Annotated in this window: 13 protein-coding genes and 1 pseudogene; 8 read left to right on the top strand and 6 right to left on the bottom strand. The window is 72.1% G+C overall.

Annotation, left to right across the window (positions count from 1 at the left end; translation table 11 throughout):
* Positions 1-4: 4 nt before the first annotated feature.
* Both ACFVQG_RS29370 and mftM read left to right on the top strand, forming a co-directional pair.
* A complete protein-coding gene (locus ACFVQG_RS29370; RefSeq protein ID WP_383389106.1) occupies positions 5-1,540 on the top strand; it encodes a VWA domain-containing protein in 1,536 nt (511 codons plus the stop codon).
* 34 nt (positions 1,541-1,574) lie between these two features.
* Positions 1,575-2,501 carry a mycofactocin oligosaccharide methyltransferase MftM gene (gene mftM, locus ACFVQG_RS29365; protein ID WP_383389104.1) on the top strand — a complete coding sequence of 309 codons (927 nt, stop codon included), beginning with the start codon at positions 1,575-1,577 and terminating at the stop codon, positions 2,499-2,501.
* A gap of 23 nt (positions 2,502-2,524) precedes the next feature.
* Here mftM and ACFVQG_RS29360 read toward each other — a convergent pair whose 3' ends face one another.
* Together ACFVQG_RS29360 and ACFVQG_RS29355 are read right to left on the bottom strand one after the other, a co-directional pair.
* Entirely contained in the window at positions 2,525-3,214 is a 690-nt protein-coding gene (locus tag ACFVQG_RS29360) for a response regulator (RefSeq protein WP_383389103.1), read from the bottom strand.
* Positions 3,204-4,070, bottom strand: a complete 867-nt coding sequence (locus ACFVQG_RS29355) for a sensor histidine kinase (RefSeq protein ID WP_383389101.1) — start codon at positions 4,068-4,070, stop codon at positions 3,204-3,206. Before ACFVQG_RS29355 ends, ACFVQG_RS29360 begins: the two co-directional genes overlap by 11 nt.
* On the opposite strand from ACFVQG_RS29355, the gene ACFVQG_RS29350 reads away from it, so the two are divergent.
* Positions 4,020-4,502, top strand: a complete 483-nt coding sequence (locus ACFVQG_RS29350; RefSeq protein WP_383389099.1) for a hypothetical protein — start codon at positions 4,020-4,022, stop codon at positions 4,500-4,502. The genes ACFVQG_RS29355 and ACFVQG_RS29350 overlap by 51 nt on opposite strands.
* Before the next feature lie 87 nt (positions 4,503-4,589).
* Here the strand turns inward: ACFVQG_RS29350 and ACFVQG_RS29345 are convergent, their stop codons facing one another.
* The gene (locus ACFVQG_RS29345) at positions 4,590-5,864 is read right to left on the bottom strand and encodes an iron-containing alcohol dehydrogenase (protein ID WP_383389097.1); all 1,275 of its coding nucleotides are present in this window, start codon (positions 5,862-5,864) and stop codon (positions 4,590-4,592) included.
* Positions 5,865-6,109: 245 nt separating this feature from the next.
* On the opposite strand from ACFVQG_RS29345, the gene ACFVQG_RS29340 reads away from it, so the two are divergent.
* The 3 genes from ACFVQG_RS29340 (at position 6,110) to ACFVQG_RS29330 (ending at position 9,382) form a co-directional block, all read left to right on the top strand.
* Positions 6,110-7,342, top strand: coding sequence for a GAF domain-containing protein (locus ACFVQG_RS29340; RefSeq protein WP_383389096.1), 1,233 nt, complete (start codon positions 6,110-6,112; stop codon positions 7,340-7,342).
* Positions 7,343-7,463: 121 nt separating this feature from the next.
* Entirely contained in the window at positions 7,464-8,981 is a 1,518-nt protein-coding gene (locus ACFVQG_RS29335) for an aldehyde dehydrogenase family protein (protein WP_383389094.1), read from the top strand.
* Positions 8,981-9,382 (top strand): DUF779 domain-containing protein, encoded by a 402-nt coding sequence (locus ACFVQG_RS29330; RefSeq protein WP_383389092.1) that lies wholly within the window; start codon positions 8,981-8,983, stop codon positions 9,380-9,382. Before ACFVQG_RS29335 ends, ACFVQG_RS29330 begins: the two co-directional genes overlap by 1 nt.
* A gap of 473 nt (positions 9,383-9,855) precedes the next feature.
* Here ACFVQG_RS29330 and ACFVQG_RS29325 read toward each other — a convergent pair.
* Positions 9,856-11,042 (bottom strand): annotated as a pseudogene (locus ACFVQG_RS29325) (Cmx/CmrA family chloramphenicol efflux MFS transporter).
* 502 nt (positions 11,043-11,544) lie between these two features.
* Here ACFVQG_RS29325 and ACFVQG_RS29320 point away from each other — a divergent pair.
* The gene (locus ACFVQG_RS29320; RefSeq protein WP_383389089.1) at positions 11,545-13,707 is read left to right on the top strand and encodes a SpoIIE family protein phosphatase; all 2,163 of its coding nucleotides are present in this window, start codon (positions 11,545-11,547) and stop codon (positions 13,705-13,707) included.
* Between the two features lie 78 nt (positions 13,708-13,785).
* Here ACFVQG_RS29320 and ACFVQG_RS29315 read toward each other — a convergent pair whose 3' ends face one another.
* A complete protein-coding gene (locus ACFVQG_RS29315) occupies positions 13,786-14,970 on the bottom strand; it encodes a type III polyketide synthase (protein ID WP_383389086.1) in 1,185 nt (394 codons plus the stop codon).
* A gap of 476 nt (positions 14,971-15,446) precedes the next feature.
* The gene (locus tag ACFVQG_RS29310; protein WP_383389084.1) at positions 15,447-16,394 is read right to left on the bottom strand and encodes an SDR family NAD(P)-dependent oxidoreductase; all 948 of its coding nucleotides are present in this window, start codon (positions 16,392-16,394) and stop codon (positions 15,447-15,449) included.
* A 109-nt stretch (positions 16,395-16,503) separates the two neighbouring features.
* On the opposite strand from ACFVQG_RS29310, the gene ACFVQG_RS29305 reads away from it, so the two are divergent.
* Positions 16,504-17,169 carry a TetR/AcrR family transcriptional regulator gene (locus ACFVQG_RS29305; RefSeq protein ID WP_383389082.1) on the top strand — a complete coding sequence of 222 codons (666 nt, stop codon included), beginning with the start codon at positions 16,504-16,506 and terminating at the stop codon, positions 17,167-17,169.
* Positions 17,170-17,174 lie beyond the last annotated feature (5 nt).

Genomic DNA, 17,174 nt, shown 5'->3' with positions numbered 1-17,174 from the left:
GGGAATGGAAGCCGGAGTGCACCGGTTCGTCCGCGTGCTGCGGCTGTTCGGGCTGCGGGTGTCCGTGTCGGAGACCATGGACGCCCTGCGCGCGGCGGCCCAGCCGGGCGTGCTCGACGGGCGTGCGGCGCTGCGCGAGGCACTGCGCCTGACCCTGGTCAAGGACCACCGCGACGACGAGCTGTTCGACGAGCTGTTCACGGCGTTCTTCACGCTGCGCCCGGTGGGCGGCGAGTCCGACGGCCACGGCCACAGCCACGCGCACGACGACCTGACGGACACCGGGGAGCTGGAGGCGTTCACCGTCTCCGACGAGCCCTCCGAGACCCCGCGGCAGGGCCACAGCCACGGCAAGCCGTCCGACATCCGGGACTACTTCGACCAGCAGGACCTGGCCCAGCAGTACAACCTGCACCAGGAGGCCAACAAGATCGACCTGGCCTCGATGACCGACGAGATCGTCCTGTCCAGGGACGGCGACGCGGCGAGCCCCCCGGACCGTGGCCCCTCCGTGCAACTGGAGACCGACCGGCTGCACGGTGCCGGAGTCCCCGGACAGCTCGCCGCCACCGGCCACCGCGTCGGCACCGAGCTGACCGTCGCCCAGCGGGACGCCCTGCTCGGCTGGCTCGCCGAAGACGCGGACGACCAGGACCGCCCCGAACCCGCCGACCTGCGGCGCCGGTTGGCGGGCGTCATCGACCACCTGCCCGAGCTGCTGAAACGGCACCTGGACCGGCTGGCGGAACTGCGGTCGGTGGCGGTGGAGGGCGCCCTGATCGCCGAACGCGCCCGCGTGGAGAGCGTCGACGACGACGAGCGCGCCCAAGTGGAGGAGGCGCTGCGCCGGATCGGCCGCTCCCTGCACGGCGCGCTGACCAGCCGCAAGCGCGACACCCCGCGCGGGCGCGTCCATCCGGGCCGCACCATGCGCCGCAACATGCGCTACGACGGCGTACCGTTCCGCCCGGTCACCGTCACCCGGGCCGAGGACAGACCGAGGCTCGTGATCCTGACGGACGTCTCGCTGTCCGTGCGGGCGACGGCGCGCTTCACCCTGCACCTGGTGCACGGCCTCCAGGCCCTCTTCGGGCAGGTCCGCTCCTTCGCCTTCGTCGACGAACCCACCGAGATCACCGAACTGTTCGCCGAACACCCCCTGGAGAAGGCACTCGGCCTGGTCTTCGACGGCCTGCCCGCGGGCGGCCTGCTCGACGTGGACGCCTGCTCCGACTACGGCGCCACCTTCGAGGCGCTGCTCACCGACCACGTCCCCGCCCTGCACCGGCGTACCACCCTGCTGGTGCTGGGCGACGGACGCGGCAACGGCAACCCGCCGGGACTGCCCGCCTTCGAGGAGATCACCCGCCGGGTGCGCGAGACGATCTGGCTGACCCCGGAACCCCGCTTCTCCTGGGGCCTGGGCGCCTGCGACCTGCCCCGGTACGCGGAGTTCTGCGATCGCGTCCAGGTCGTCTCCGACCTCGCCGGGCTCGAGCGCACCGCGCACCGGATGGCGGCGGAGGCGACCGGGCGATGAGCGCCGCCACACACCCCCGTGGGGAGCCGTCGTCATGAGCGTTCCCGGTCTCCGCGCCGCCGTGGCGGCGCGCCGTATCGATCCCGTGGCGCCGCACCCGTCCGGCCGCTACGCGGACGGTGTGGTCCGCGTCGTGCGCGAGGAGCCGCGCGGCGCCGACACACCGTCCAGCCCCATCGTCCGCACCGAGCACTTCAGCCTGCGCCGCCGGGGCCGCCGCGTCGAACTCGGCCACTGGCTGCGCCCCGACCAGCTGGACAACGACCTGGCCGGGCTGCTGGCCGAGGAACTGTTCGCGCCCGGCTGGCTGTCCGGCAGCGACATCTTCGAGCGCGTCTTCACCGGAGTGGTGCGCTCCTGCGTGGACGGGGCACTGCCCGCGTGGACCACCTTCTACGACAACACCCTGGCCCGTGTCCGCCAGGCCTGGCGGGCCCCGGCACCGGCAGACCACTCGTCGATCGCCGGGTTCGCCCCCGTGTACGGCCGCACGCTGGAGCTGGTGGCGCCGGGCGCGGTGCTGGACCTCGGCTCCTGCTTCGGCTTCCTGCCCCTGCTGCTCGCCGGGCGGCCCGGGTACACGGTGACCGCCTCGGACCTCTCGCCCGGGACCATGCGGCTGCTGGCCACCGTGGCGAAGGCCCGCGGCCTCGCGCTGTCCACGCTCACCTGCGACGCGGCGCGGGTCCCGCTGCCGGACGGTTCGGTGGACACCGTCACCGTCATCCACGTCCTGGAGCACCTCGAGCCCGGGCACGGCGACACCGTCGTACGGGAGGCGCTGCGCCTGGCCCGGCGGCGGGTGGTGGTCGCCGTGCCGTACGAGGACGAGCCGACGGCCGCGTACGGGCACGTGCGGTGCTTCACCCCGGCCCAGCTCGCGGAGCTGGGCCGCCGTACCGGGCACCGCTGCTTCGTCGACGCGCACCACGGCGGCTGGCTGGTCCTGCACGCCGACTGAACTCGGCCCGCCGTAACCCGAGTTCAGATGACGCCCCGCTTGCTGGCCTCGTACACCACCTCGGCCCGGGTGCGCGCGTCCATCTTGCGCATGATGTTGCGGACGTGGAACTTCACCGTGGTCTCGGAGATGTACAGCCGTGCGCCGATGTCCCGGTTGCTCAGTCCGGTGGCGAGGAGCTGGAGGACGTTCATCTCGCGCTCGGTGAACCGGGGCCGGTCGGACGGCACGCGCATCGACCGCACCATGGCGGCGGCCGCGTGCGAGTCGAAGGCGCTCCCGTTGCGGGCCACGGCGCGGATGGAGCGCAGCAGTTCGGTGGTGTCCACGTCCTTGACGACATAACCCCGCGCGCCGTGGTGGACCGCCTCCACCACCAGCGAGTCGTCGAGGAACGTGGTGAGCACCAGCACCGCCAGCGCGGGATGACGCCGGGTCAGGCTCGCGCACAGCTGCAGGCCCTCGGTGTCGGCGCCGGTGGACAGCTTCAGGTCGAGCAGCACGATCGCGGGGCGTTCGCGGCCGACGACGGCCTCGGCCTCCGCGGCGGTGCTCGCCTCCCCGACCACCTCCAGGTCGCTCTCGCGCTCCAGGATCGACCGCAGGCCGTGCCGGACGATCGCGTGGTCGTCCACCAGGACGATCCGCGTGGCGGGCGCCGGGGCGGCGGGACCCTGGCCCCCGGGGACCGTCGTGTGCTGTTCAAAGGCCATCGGCTGCTGCCTCCTGTGCGGCGCGGACCGGCAGCGGGATGTCAACCCGCAGCAGGATGCCGCCCATGCGTGAGCGGCGGATGGTGAGGGCGCCACCGAACTCCTCGGCCGTGGCGACCATGTTCGCGAGCCCCCGGTGGCGGCCGGAGAGGTCGGCGGCCCGCGAGAGCCGCAGCGCCCGGCGCAGGTGCGCGGGGTCCCCGGCGCCGTCGTCGGACACGGTCAGCACGACGGCGTCCGGCAGGTACCGCAGCCGTACCAGGGCGCGGCTCGCGGTGCCGTGCGTGGCGGCGTTGAACAGGGCCTCGCCGGTGAGCCGGAGGACCGACTGCTCGGCGCGCGGGCGCAGCGGCACCGGGCTGCCCTGGACCTGGACCCGGACGTCCAGGGCGGTCGGCAGGTGCACGACGGACAGCCGCTCCAGCAGCACCGGCAGCGGGCCGGGCGGCTCCTCGGTGTGGTGGAGCGCGTAGATCGAGGCGCGCAGCCGTTCCACGGCCTGCCGGTTGAGGTCCTTGGCCTCGGCGAGCCGCTCGGCGATGCCCGCCGCCGGTCCGCCCAGCGCCGCCAGCTCCGCCCGGCACACCTCGACGGTCATGCCCGCGCTGAGCGCGTACTGCGTGACGCTGTCGTGCAGTTCGCGGGCGATGCGGTGCCGCTCGTCGTCGAGGGCCTGGCGGCGCATCGCGTCGAACAGCCGGGCCTGGGTCTCGGCCAGTTCGGCGTTGCGCGCGGCGAGGTCGCGGGCCTGCCGTTCGGCGGCCTCCGACAGTTCCTCGGCCCGCCCGCGCAGGGTGGTCGCCGCGTGGAAGAGGAAGGTGTGGTGCAGGGCGACGGCCGCCTGGTTGGCCAGCACCCGCAGGATGGCCAGGTCGGTGTCGGCGACCTCGACCCCGGGGCCGGCCGCGCGGCGATCCCGCCCACCGGCTCGTCGTCCAGGGTCATCGGCGCCCGCACCCAGGCCCGGTCGTCGGCCGAGGTCGCGGCCTCCCAGGGGCGGCTGCGCAGCACCGCCAACTGCCCGCGCACCTCGGCGGGCAGCCCGGCCTCGTCGTCGATCAGCACGTCATCGGCGTACAGCAGGAACCGCGGCCGGGCCGCGCGCAGCGCCCCGTCGGCCACGGCCAGCAGCAGCCAGCGCGCCTGGAGGTGCTCGGCCGCGGTCCGTACGACCGCCTCGACCAGGGCACGCGGGCCCTCCGCCGTGCGCACCAGGGCGCGCGAGATGCCGTCCAGCGCCTCCACGGTGCGCTCCAGCCGCTCGGTGGAGCGTACGTACGCCGGGTAATACGACCGCTTGCCCGAGCGCAGTCCGGTGAGCACCCCCAGGTCAGCGGCCTGTGGGGACCGTTCGGGGACGTTCACTCGTACCGCCTCACAGCGCCTCGCGGAACAGCGCCTCGACATCGTGCACGTCGACCTCGCGCGGGTTGGTCGCCATGCAGGCGTCCTTCAGCGTGGTGCGGGCCAGCACGGGCACGTCGGACTCCGCGACACCGAGACTGGCCAGGCCCTTGGGCACCCCGACGTCGTCGGCGAGCGAGCGCACCAGTGCGGCGAGCCGCACCGCCACCTCGTACGGGGGCGCGCCCGCGGTGTCGAGACCGGCGGCCTCGCCGAGCGCGACGAACCGCTCCGGCCACGCCTGCGCGTTGAACCGGATGACATGCGGCAGCAGCACGCCGTTGACCACGCCGTGCGGGGCGTCCAGCAGGCCGCCGACCTGGTGGCTCATGGCGCGGGTCGCGCCCAGGATCGCGTTGGTGAAGGCCATCCCGGCCTCCAGGGACGCCTGCGCCATGGCGAGCCGGGCGCCGGAGTCCCTCGGCCGCAGCTGGGTGCGCACCAGGTTGCCGGTGATCAGCTTCACCGCGTGGAGGGCGTGGGTGTCGGTCAGCGGGTTGTGCGCGCGGGAGACGAACGCCTCGATGGCGTGGGTGAGCGCGTCCAGGCCGGTCGCCGCGTTGAGCCAGTCCGGCATGGTCGTCAGCAGCCGTGGGTCGATGACCGATGTCTCCGGTACCAGGGTCCGGCTGACGATGGTGATCTTGATGTGCTCGGTGGTGTCGGTGACGACGGCGAACTGCGACACGTCGGCGCCGGTGCCGGACGTCGACGGCACCATCACGGTGGGCGGGATCGGCCGCCCGACCTGGTCCACACCCTCGTAGTCGAGGATGCGCCCGCCGTTGGAGGACAGGATCGCCACGCCCTTGGCCGCGTCGATGACGGAGCCGCCGCCGACGCCCACGATGACATCGGCGCCACTGGCCGCGTACCGCTGGAAACCGGCCTCGACCTCGCGGTCCTTGGGGTTGGGCGTCACGTCGTGCCACACCACGGGGCGCAGTCCCACGGCCCTGAGATGCCGGACGGCCTCGTCCACCCAGCCCGCCTCGATCAGACCGGGGTCCGTGACGAGGAAGGGGCGACGGCCGCCGAGCCGTGCGGCGCAGTGCCCGAGTTCGGCCAGCGAGCCGGGACCGAAGACGATCTCGGGGACATGGAACTTGGCCAGCCGCGTGGACCGGCCCTCGAAGGCGGCGCCCGAGGGCTGCGGCCCCGTCAGCTCGCCCGGAACCCCGCCGTCGCTCCAGTCGGCGGACGGCGCGTCAGCGCCGGTCGTCGCGGCGCCCGGCAGCAGCGACATGCGACCTCCCGGCCTCGCCCCAGCATGAGAGTGCGCGAAGCGTGTGCAATCCGCGCGAAACCTTGATTTTGCCCACCGCTTGTCGGATAACTCTGTCATCGGCTCGTAGCTCAAGGTAGGCCGGTCGCGCTCAGATGCGCTACCTGCCCGGCCGAAGAGGGTTCCCTGCCCGATCGGGTAGGTGCGCTCGCTACGGCGCCGGTCGGACCATGGGCGGTTGTCCCCGAACGACGGCAGGGGAAGAGATGTCACAGGGCAGTGACCTGCGACGGCGCAGGGCCACGCTGGAGGACGAGTGGCTCCGCTGGGTGCCGGAGCTGAGGACGTCCCGCCGCTCGCCGGACGGCGCGTTGCTGCGGCCGGAGGTCACCGAGTCATGGGCGCGCTCCCTGACCAGCGTGGACCCCGGCCGGGACAGCGCCCCGGCCGCCGACGACCGGGCGGTGCCCCAACGCTGGGCCACCTCACCGCTGCGCGGGCCGGTCGCCGAACTGGCCGACGAGATGCGCGCCATCGCCGACGACGCCGGGTTCGTCACCGCCGTCACCGACGAGTCCGGCACCATCCTGTGGACCTGCGGCGGGCGCACCATGCGGCAGCGCGCCGAACGCGTCAACTTCGCCCCGGGTGGCCGCTGGGACGAACCCGCCATGGGCACCAACGCCCTCTCCCTCGCCCTGCGCACCGGCCGCCCCAGCACCGTCTTCTCCGCCGAGCACCTGGTCACCGCCCTGCACGGCTGGGTCTGCTACTGCGCCCCGGTGCGCGCCCCCGACGGCCGCGTCCTGGGCGTCCTGGACCTGTCCACCACCTGGGACCGGTCGCACCCGCTGGCCATGTCCACCGTGCGCTCCCTGGTGTCCGCCATCGAAAGCAGACTCCGCACCGAACCGCCCCGCCAGCGCGGTCAGGACGACCCCCCGGTCCGGCTGACCTGCCTCGGCGCGGAGGGCGCCGAACGCGCGGGCGTGCCCCTGCCGCTGCGCCCGCGCCAGCTGGAGATCCTCACCCTGCTCACCCTCGAACCGGACGGCTTCGCCCCCGAACGCCTCCGCGAGGCCCTGTACGGCGACCGGCCGGTCACCGCCTCCACCTTCAAGGCGGAGATCTCCCATCTGCGCCGCGCCCTCGGCGGCACCATCGCCACCCGCCGCTACGCCCTGACCGCACCCGTCTCCTGCGACGCCGCCGACGTCCTGCGCGCCCTGGAGAACGGTGACACGGACACCGCCCTGCGCCTGTACCGCGGCCCGCTGCTGCCCCGCTCCGAGGCACCGGGCATCGAGGAGTGGCGCACCCACCTCGAAGTGGCCGTCCGGGAGGCCGTCCTGGCCAGCGCCCGCCCGGAACACGCCCTGCGCTACGGCAAGCAGGCGCCGTACGACGCTCAGGTGCACGAACACGCGCTGCGGCTGCTCGATCCGGGCGACTCCCGACGGGCCGTCGCCGCCGGGCGGCTGACCTGCGCCCTGCGCTGACCGGAACCGTCCTTTCCCGCGCGCCAACCTCGCGCCAACCTGATGGGCCCAGAGTGAGCCACACCACGACGGCGTGGGCCGTCGGACCGCAGCACTCACCATCCCACCGAGGAGAGCCGCCATGGTGTACGCGCAGCCGGGTACGGACGGCAGCATCGTCGACTTCGCCCCTCGCTATGACAACTTCATCGGGGGTGACTGGGTCGCCCCCGTCGAGGGCCGCTACTTCGAGAACGTCTCACCGGTGAACGGCAAGGTCTTCTGCGAGGTCGCCCGCTCCTCCGCCGCCGACATCGAGCTGGCGCTGGACGCCGCCCACGCCGCGGCGGACCGCTGGGGACGCACCTCCACCGCCGACCGGGCCGCCGTCCTCAACAGGATCGCGAACCGCATCGAGGAGAACCTCGAGAAGATCGCCGTGGCCGAGACCTGGGAGAACGGCAAGCCCGTCCGCGAGACCCTGGGCGTCGACATCCCGCTCGCCGTCGACCACTTCCGCTACTTCGCGGGCGTGGTGCGCAGCCAGGAGGGCACGGTCGGCGAGATCGACGAGGACACCGTCGCCTACCACTTCCACGAGCCGCTGGGCGTGGTCGGCCAGATCATCCCCTGGAACTTCCCCATCCTGATGGCCGCCTGGAAGCTCGCCCCGGCCCTCGCGGCGGGCAACTGCGTGGTCATCAAACCGGCCGAGCAGACCCCGGTCAGCCTGCTGTACGTGATCGACCTGATCGCCGACCTGCTCCCGCCCGGCGTGCTCAACGTGGTCAACGGCTTCGGCGTCGAGGCGGGCAAGCCGCTCGCCTCCAGCCCGCGCATCGCCAAGATCGCCTTCACCGGTGAGACCACCACCGGACGGCTGATCATGCAGTACGCCTCCGAGAACATCATCCCCGTCACCCTGGAACTGGGCGGCAAGAGCCCGAACATCTTCCTGCCCGACGTCATGGACGCCGACGACGCCTATCTGGACAAGGCGGTCGAGGGATTCGTGATGTTCGCCGTCAACCAGGGCGAGGTGTGCACCTGCCCCTCCCGGGCCCTGATCGCCTCCTCCATCTACGACGAGTTCATGGCCCGCGCCCTGGAACGCACCCGCGCCATCAAGGGCGGCAGCCCGCTCGACCCGGAGACGATGATCGGCGCCCAGGCCAGCAACGACCAGTTCGAGAAGATCCTGTCGTACATCGACATCGGCAGGAAGGAGGGCGCCGAACTCCTCACCGGTGGCGCCTCCCGCGCCGTCCCCGGCCTCGAGGGCGGCTACTACATCGAGCCGACCGTCTTCAGGGGCACCAACGACATGCGGATCTTCCAGGAGGAGATCTTCGGCCCGGTCGTCTCGGTCACCACCTTCGACTCCCCCGAGGAGGCCGCGAAGATCGCCAACGACACCCTCTACGGCCTCGGCGCCGGAGTGTGGTCCCGCAACGGCAACCTCGCCTACCGGCTCGGCCGCGAGATCAAGGCGGGCCGGGTGTGGACCAACTGCTACCACGCCTACCCGGCCCACGCGGCCTTCGGCGGCTACAAGGGCTCCGGGATCGGCCGCGAGACCCACAAGATGATGCTCGACCACTACCAGCAGACCAAGAACCTCCTGGTCAGCTACTCCGAGCAGAAGCTCGGCTTCTTCTGATGGGCGCGCGGGTGACGCGGGTCGAACTGACCGAGGCCGCCGACGACCTGGTACGGCGGCTGACGCGGACGCACGGACCGGTGATGTTCCACCAGTCAGGCGGCTGCTGCGACGGCAGCGCGCCCATGTGCTACCCGCGCGGGGAGTTCCGGGTCGGCGGCTCGGACGTGCTGCTGGGCCATGTCGCCGGGGACACGCCGTTCTGGATGGGCGCCGACCAGTACACGTACTGGCGGCACACCCACCTCACCGTCGACGTGGTCCCCGGCCGGGGCAGCGGCTTCTCCCTGGAGGCACCCGAGGGGGTGCGCTTCCTCATCCGTTCCCGGGTCCTGACCGACGAGGAGTGGGAGCGGGTGGAGGCGGAACCGCCCCTGCCGACGGGTGCCGAGCCGACCTGACGGCCCGACCTCACATGGCTGACGGTGCCTCCGGAACCGCCCGCGGCCCGGCATCGGTCGCGGACGGCCCGGCACGGACGACCGCCTGGTCTCGATGCCGGTGGTGGCCGCGAGGGCCTCGAGCGTGAGTCCCCGTTCCCGGCGCGGCTGGCGCAGCCGGGACCCGATGCCCTCGAGGATCTGCTCCAGCGCCGGGTCCCTGGACCCCCACCACCCCGACGGAACTCGCACACGCGTCCCGCCCCGGCTGGATCCTGGTCGTCACCTGTGGCGTGGTGCTTTTCCTCGTCGCCCGTGTCTCGCGACCGCAGGAGGGGGTTGCAGGGGTTACGCGCAGTCGGACGCCAGGGCGGTGACCGTGAAGCCGGTACGCACCATGCCGGACCGCCAACCGGTGTCGGCGCCGACGGCTCCGCGAGTGGCACTTTGCACGAACCACAGTCCGTTCGGGCCGCCGCCGCGCAGACCCCGGGTCATCCGGCGGGCCGATCCGTCGTTGCCGAAGGTCTTCGAGGTCTGGGGGGCGGACAGCCGTCAGCGATGAGCACGGCGACCGCGACGAGGAGTCCGCTTGCCCACAGCGGTCCGAGGTTGTCGGCTCCGGTGCTGAGGGTGGCCCCGGCGATGACGGGGCCGACGGCGGCGCCCGCGTTGAGTGCCGCGGTCGCGTACGAGCCCGCCATGGTGGGGGCTCCCGCGGCCTCGTAGAGGACCCGCGTGATCAGCGTGCTGCCCAGCGCGAACGACAGTGTGCCCTGCACGAACAAGAGGATGAACAGGGCGACCGGCTGGTGTGCCAGCAGCGCCAGGGCCAGCCAGCCGGTGAGCAGCAACGGACCGCCGATGGCGATGACAGGAGCGGCGCGCCGGTCGGAGAGTCGGCCCGCGAGGGTGACGCCCACGAAGGAACCCGCACCGAAGATCACCAGAGCGACGGAGACCCACAACTCGCTCAGCCCGGCGCTGTCGGTCACCACGGGGGCCAGGAAGGTGAGGCTTGCGAAGGTCGCCGCGTTCACCAGCGCGCCGAGCAGCATCACCAGGATCAGCCGTGGCCGCGTGAGTGGGGTGAGTTCCGCTCGCAACGCTGGCCTGTCGTTCGCCTCGTTGCCGTCACGTCCTGCTGGGATTCCCTTCAGGACGCCGAGCGCCGCGGGCAGGCAGAGGGCGGCGACAGCCCAGAAGGTGGCCCGCCAGCCGAGCAACGTGCCGAGCACCGAGCCGCCGGGGACACCGGCGACCATGGCCACCGTCGTGCCCGACAGCAGCACGGCCAGCGCACGTCCCTTCTTGTCAGGTGGGACCAGCGCTGCGGCGGCCGTCAGGGCGACGGCAAGGAACCCCGCGTTCGCGAGCGCGGCGACGACCCGGGTGGTGAACAGGAGGGGGAAGCTGGTGGTGAGGGCGCCCACGGCATGAGCTGCCGCGAAAGCGAGGACGAACCCGAACAGGCTGGAGCGCGCTGGCCAGTTGCGGGCGAGCGCGGCCACCAGGGGGCGCCGACGAGCATGCCGACCGCGAAGGCCGACGTGAGCGTGCCGGCTGTCCCCACGGTGACATCGAGGTCTGAGGCGATGTCCGGCAGGAGACCGGAGAGCATGAACTCCGAGGTGCCCATGGCGAGGACCGCCATGGCAAGCAGACACAGCGGGAGGGGCATCGAGTGGCTCCGAGGTGAGGAGAAGTACGAGAAGGTCATCCCGTCACCGCGGTCAGCCCGTACAGCACACTCGCCCGGCCGCGGAATGCGGCGTGACGACAGGGCTACGAGGTCAGTGGTTCAGGGGCTGACGGCGTGACCGAAAGCCCCCACCCTGTCTGACTCAGGACTCGACATGTCCCGCACGCTACCCGACCGGTGCCCGTCGAAGCATCGTGGTTTTGCTGACAGCGGCCCGGGTCACCGACGTCATGTCCAGTCGGGTCCTCGGCGGACTGGGCAGCCAAGGGGCCCTTGGCAGCGCGGTCGAGCCCTCCGTATGTCACTGAAAGTAACGGATCGGTGCTGTTCGCTGTCGCCGTGTGATCGGCTGATGTGGGCGAAGCGGCCCCGTTTGTATTTGAATGAGGTGTGCGGTCAGGAATCCCCGGGACGCTGTCGCCGAGGTTCCGGTACGGCCCCGGCGTTGTGCCGGGGGTGGCGAGCGAGATGAGAGAGCCGCATGGAGTCCACCTCTTCCTCCTCGCCCGGGTCGCCGTTCGACATGGTCAGCGGCGCATTGGGGCGGTACATCCCGCGCGGCGCGGCAGCACGGGCCGCCGGTACCTCCGGCTCGCAGGGAGGGGACGACGGCCGTCCGCACGTACCCGCCGGTGCGGCCCCCGGCCGCGCGGAGCAGATCCTTGGCGCGGTCAATCTGGACCGCGACCTGAAGATCACCCGCTCCAATCTGGACGCACCCGTCTTCACGGGAGTGGAGGCCACGACTGGGAGCCCTTTCGTCGATCTCCTGCCCCCCTGGGACATACCCACGGTCACCCGGCGGCTGCGGCAGGTACTGGAGACCGGTGAGCCGCATGTCGCCCGGGTCCAGCGCCTGCGGCGCGGTGACGGCTCGGAGCTGGTGGTCTCGATGAGCATCCTGCCCGCGGCCCCGCCGTTGGAGGGCCTGACCGTCTCCCTGATCGCCATGGCCAAGAGGCTGCACCTGTACGCGGCCGAGACGGCGATCGGGACCTCGCTGGACATCGGCGAGACCGCGCAGTCGCTGGCGCAGTCCCTGCTGGCCTGGGGAGACGTGGCCGCCATCGACCTCGACCTCGCCGTGTGGACGGGTGAGGTGGTCACCGAGCAGCCGCAGCGGCGCATCCGGCTGCGCCGGGCGGCCCTCGTCCCGGACCGCGTGTGGCCCGAGGGCTACGTGACTCCGGGTGACGATCTTCCCAGCGACGCGAGCCACCTTCTGTCGCAGGCGATACGGCGTGACGATGTCGCGCGGGCCATCGTCCTGCCCGACCGGGCGGCGATCGAGCGGGTACTCGGCAGCGCGCGGCTGGTCCGTGCCCTGGTGCCCGGTGACCGGGCGGCGTGTGTGGCGTACATACCGCTGGTCCTGGACGGCGCGCCGCCCGTCGTACTGGGAGTGGCGGAGGTATGGCGTCGCTCGGGCCGTCTCTTCGACGACAGTGAGCTGCTCGACCTGCAAGAACTCGTGGCCAGGACCTCCCATCACGTGGACCTGGCCCGTCAGCACCAGCGCGAGCACACGCAGGTGCTGGCGTTGCAGCGCCGACTGCTCCCGCGCTCCAGCGGCGACACCATCGAGACCGCCAGCATCTACCAGCCCGCCACCCCCGACAGCGCGGGCGTCGGCGGTGACTGGGTGAACAGCTTCCCCCTGCCGGACGGCCGCACCGCGCTGGTGGTCGGTGATGTCGTCGGACACGGCCTGGGGGCCGCCGCGACCATGGGACAGCTGAGCATGGAAGCCCGCGCGCTGCTGTCCGCGGGGCTGGCGCCCGACGAGGTGCTGGAGCACCTGGACGAGACGGTGACCTTGCTGGACGACGCGGAGTCCGGGCTGGCGGCCGGATACAGCGCCCTGGGGTCGACCTGCTGCATCACCGTCTACGACCCCGTCAGCCACCACATCGCCCTGTCCAGCGCCGGCCACCTGCCCCCGATCCTGGTGCCCCCGGACCGGCCGGGCGGACCGGTCGCGGCACGTCCCCACCCCGGGCTGGGCGCCGAGTTCGCGTTGCGGGAGCCGTTCGACGTGTACACGTTCGCCGCACCCCCGGGCTCACTGCTCGCCCTGTACACCGACGGCCTGGTGGAGGACCCCGCCCTGTCGATCGACGAGGGCATCGGCAGGCTGTCGGACGCCGTCTCCGCCGTGCACCCCTGGGACGCACTGGACCAGGCCGCGCGACGCGTGGTCTCCGCGCTGGCGCCCGCGCAGCAGCGCGACGACATGACCCTGCTGCTGGCGCGCGTGATCGGCTACCGCAAGGAGGACACCGCGACCTGGCGGCTGCCTGCCCGCGATGACGCAGCGGCCGAGGCCCGCGCCGCGGTGTCCGAGCTGCTGGGGCAGTGGCGCATCAGGGACCACACCAGGAACAGCGTGCTGCTGGTGGTCAGTGAGCTGGTCGCCAACGCCGTCCGCTTCGCGACCGGCCCCATCACGGTACGGCTGATCAGGACCGGTCACGGAGTGCTGTGCGAGGTGGGCGACACCGGCAACGGCAGGCCACGGCTGGGCCGCGACGGGCTCCTCGGGGACCGTGGTCGTGGGTTGCGCGTCGTGCACGGGCTCACCACCCGGTGGGGGGTGCGGTGGACGGACACCGGCAAGGTGGTGTGGGCGTCGGTCGGGAAGTGACGCGGCTGCCGGTGCAGGCGGACTGCGCCGGTCAGGTGGCGACGCCCCCGGCAGCACGGCGGGTGGCGCGAACAGGTCCTACAGCCACTCTCCCTCCAGGGCGGTGGCCGTCAGGCCCGGCGCCGCCGCGTACAGGACGGCACGACTGCCCGGTTCCTGCCCCGCGTCGTGCGCCCTGCGCATGATGTCGAACACGGCGGCGCCTCCCCGGTTGCCGGTGGTGTAGCTCTCCCGGCTGAAGTCCAGCAGGCCCGACGGCCATGACTCGGGCATCGTCTGCTCCATGTACTCCAGCACGCGCGTCCCGCCGGGGTGCGCGAGCAGCACGTCGGGGTGCCAGGCGCCGGGGTCGTCCTGGTAACGGGCGTGCAGCCACTCCCACATGGCGGTGACCGTCTCCTGCACGGCGCGCGGTCCGCGCCGGTCCATCACGAAGTGGGTGCCGTCCGCCTGCGTCTCCAGGCGGTGCAGGTCCTGGGTGCCGGGCAGCGTGTGGTTCCAGGCGGCGTCCAGTCGCAGCGCCGACTCGGGCCGCGGGCGGCCGGTGACCACCGCGGCGACCGCGGTGTCCGCGAACAGCAACCGGACGATCAAGGACTCCAGGGTGTCGTCCGCGGGCTGGTAGGTGGTACTCAGCGCCTCCGCGATCACGACCAGGACCACCCGGTCGGGGTCCGCGGCCACGAGATCCGCCGCCAGCGCCAGGGAGCGGGTCCCGGCGATGCAGGCCCACTGCGTGGCGGGCAGCAGCAGTACGTCGCTGCGGAGCGGAAGCTTGTTGGCCAGGGCGACGTCCAGCCCCGGCAGCGCCGGGGTGGTGGAGTGGCTCGTGATCAGGCAGTCGACGTCGGCGGCGTCCAGCCCGGCGATCTGGAGGGCTCCGCGTGCCGCATGCTCACCGTAGGACTGTACGGCTGCCCAGGCAGGCGCGGTGCGTTCCTGGACGGTCTGCGGCGCGGGTATGGACTCCAGGGCGGCGATGACGCGATCCACGTCCTGTGCGGAGAACCCGTCACCCGCCAGCGCCTCCCGGGCCGGTCCGACACCGGCGGTCGGCAGGCCGTTCCCCCCGCCGGGCGCGACGGCGGTCTCCAGCGGCACCATCCACCCGCGGGTCTCGATGCCCGTACTGGCCGCGATGCTGTCCATCCGCGGCGCCCAGGCCGCGTTCGGGTGCCGGTCGCGTACGTCAGCCACGATCTGGCTGGTCTTCACGGTGTTCTCGCCGTGTATCACGGCAGGCGGACACAGGTAAGCGGGCATGAGGGGCACCTCTCGATGGGAACGCGGAAGAGCGTCACGAACGCTGTGTCATGCATCACTTCGGCACGGCACATACAAGTCGACGCGTGTGCGCTCTACTTCGGACTTCGGTATCCGGATCGAGCATGGGCCATAAACGGGCATTTACGCTGTGACCTGAACAACGTGGGCAACTGCTGCCATGCGTGACATCGCGCACACTGTCGCGTGAGGCGCGACGGGGAGCCGTGTCGATCTGTCGCACCGTCAGCCCGCCTCCGGCGACGGCGACTTCCGCGGCCGTGCGGGCCTTGGGCGGTGTGGTCGCTGGACCTGCCGAGTGAGTCGGGCCCGTTGTGGTCTGGGCGGTACCGGGCCCGACTGACGTCCAGGCCGCGGCGGCGGGTACTGGCTGGCAGTGCAGCTCCGTGGTCTTCGTCGACCGGCTCCCGGCCGCCCTCGTCCGTCGTCGAGTCGGCGCCTCCTGTCGGCGCGGGTCAGCTGGTGATCGTCGGTCCGGAGGGGCGTGAGTTCCGCTGGGGCCGACCGACGGGGAACTGCACCCCGGTGAGGTCTTCGGAGACGGCCCACAGTCGCTGCTGGACGGCCAGTTCGTGCGACTGCGGGCTGGAGGTGACCAGCCGGGGGTGGCCCTTGACCTCGTAGCGTCCGCCGGGGCCGTAGTACTGGCCGCCGAGCGCGGCCGGGTCGGTGGCGGCGCGCAGGGTCGGCAGCGCGCCCATCGCTGACGTCTGGCCGACCAGCGGCGCGAGCCAGGTGAGCGGGAGCCGGAGGGCCGCGGGGGTGTTGCGGGCGAGTTCGGTGTTGGACAGGCCGGGGTGGGCGGCCATCGCGACGGTGGTGCCGTGTGTGGCCAGTCGGCGCTGCAGTTCGTAGGTGAACATGAGGTTGGCCAGCTTGGACTGGCCGTAGGCGGCGACCCGGTCGTACGACCGCTGCCACTGCAGGTCGTCGAAGTGGATCGCGGCCCGGATGCGGTGGCCGGTGCTGCTCACGGTCACCACGCGCGAGCCGGGCACGGGCAGCATCAGGTCCAGCAGCAGCCCGGTGAGCGCGAAGTGGCCGAGGTGGTTGGTGCCGAACTGCATCTCGAACCCGTCCCGGGTGACCTGCTTCGGGGTGTACATCACACCGGCGTTGTTGATCAGCAGGTCGATCCGGCCGAGCCGGGACCGCAGCGCCGCCGCCGCGGTCCGTACGGAGTCGAGCGAGGTCAGGTCCAGCGCCTGCACGGTCACGTCGCCCGTCATGCGGGCCGCGGCCTGCTCACCCTTCCCGACGTCGCGCACGGCGAGCACCACGGACGCCCCGCGTTCGGCGAGCGCCTTGGCGGTCTCGTATCCCAGTCCGGTGTTGGCCCCGGTCACCACGGCCACACGCCCCCGCTGGTCCGGGATGTCCGCCGTCGTCCACTTCTCGCTCATGTCGTGCCCCCAACTTTTAACGTACCGAAGGTATCTTGTCGTGGTCGACACTAAAGTACTCCCGGTACGTTGTCAACGTACCGCAGGTACCTAAGTTAGGCTGGTGATCGTGACTTTCCAGCGGGCGCGAACCGCAGAGCAGCGGGAGATCCGCCGACGGGCGATCCTGGAGACGGCGTCGGCCATGCTCGACGAGATGCCCGTGGCCGCGGTCACCCTGAACGAGCTGAGCCGCCGGGTGGGCCTGGCGAAGCCGAACGTGCTGCGCTACTTCGAGTCCCGCGAAGCGGTGCTGCTGGAACTGCTGGACCACTTCCTGCGGGAGTGGCTGGTCGAACTGGCGGACGAGTTGGCCGCCGGTATCGACGAAGATCTCCCCCTGAGTGAGCGAGCGTCCGCGGTGGCCGAGATCCTCGGCCGTTCACTCTCCGGCCGAGTCGTCCTGTGCGACCTCTTCGGCGCACAGGGCAGCGTCCTGGAGCACAACGTCTCCGTCGAGGTCGTGGCGCGCTACAAGCGCGCCTCCCTGGACCGACTGACGACCATGACCGACCTGCTCCGGAAGCACCTGCCGGAACTGGGCGAGAACGCCACACTGTTCAGCCTGCAGACCATGGTCCTGGCTGGCGCGCTGTCGGCATACAGCACCCCGCCGCCCAGCCTGCGTGCGGCATACGAGGCGGAGCCCGAACTGGCCCGCTTCCACATGGAACTGAACGAGTCCCTGAAGCTGGCCCTGACCGCAACCCTGCTGGGCGTGCTGCCCCGCCCCTGACCCGC

Origin of the sequence: Streptomyces sp. NPDC057877 (assembly GCF_042796855.1) — a bacterium.
In the GTDB taxonomy this organism is placed as follows: Bacteria; Actinomycetota; Actinomycetes; order Streptomycetales; family Streptomycetaceae; genus Streptomyces.
This window is presented reverse-complemented; position numbering and strand designations above follow the sequence as displayed.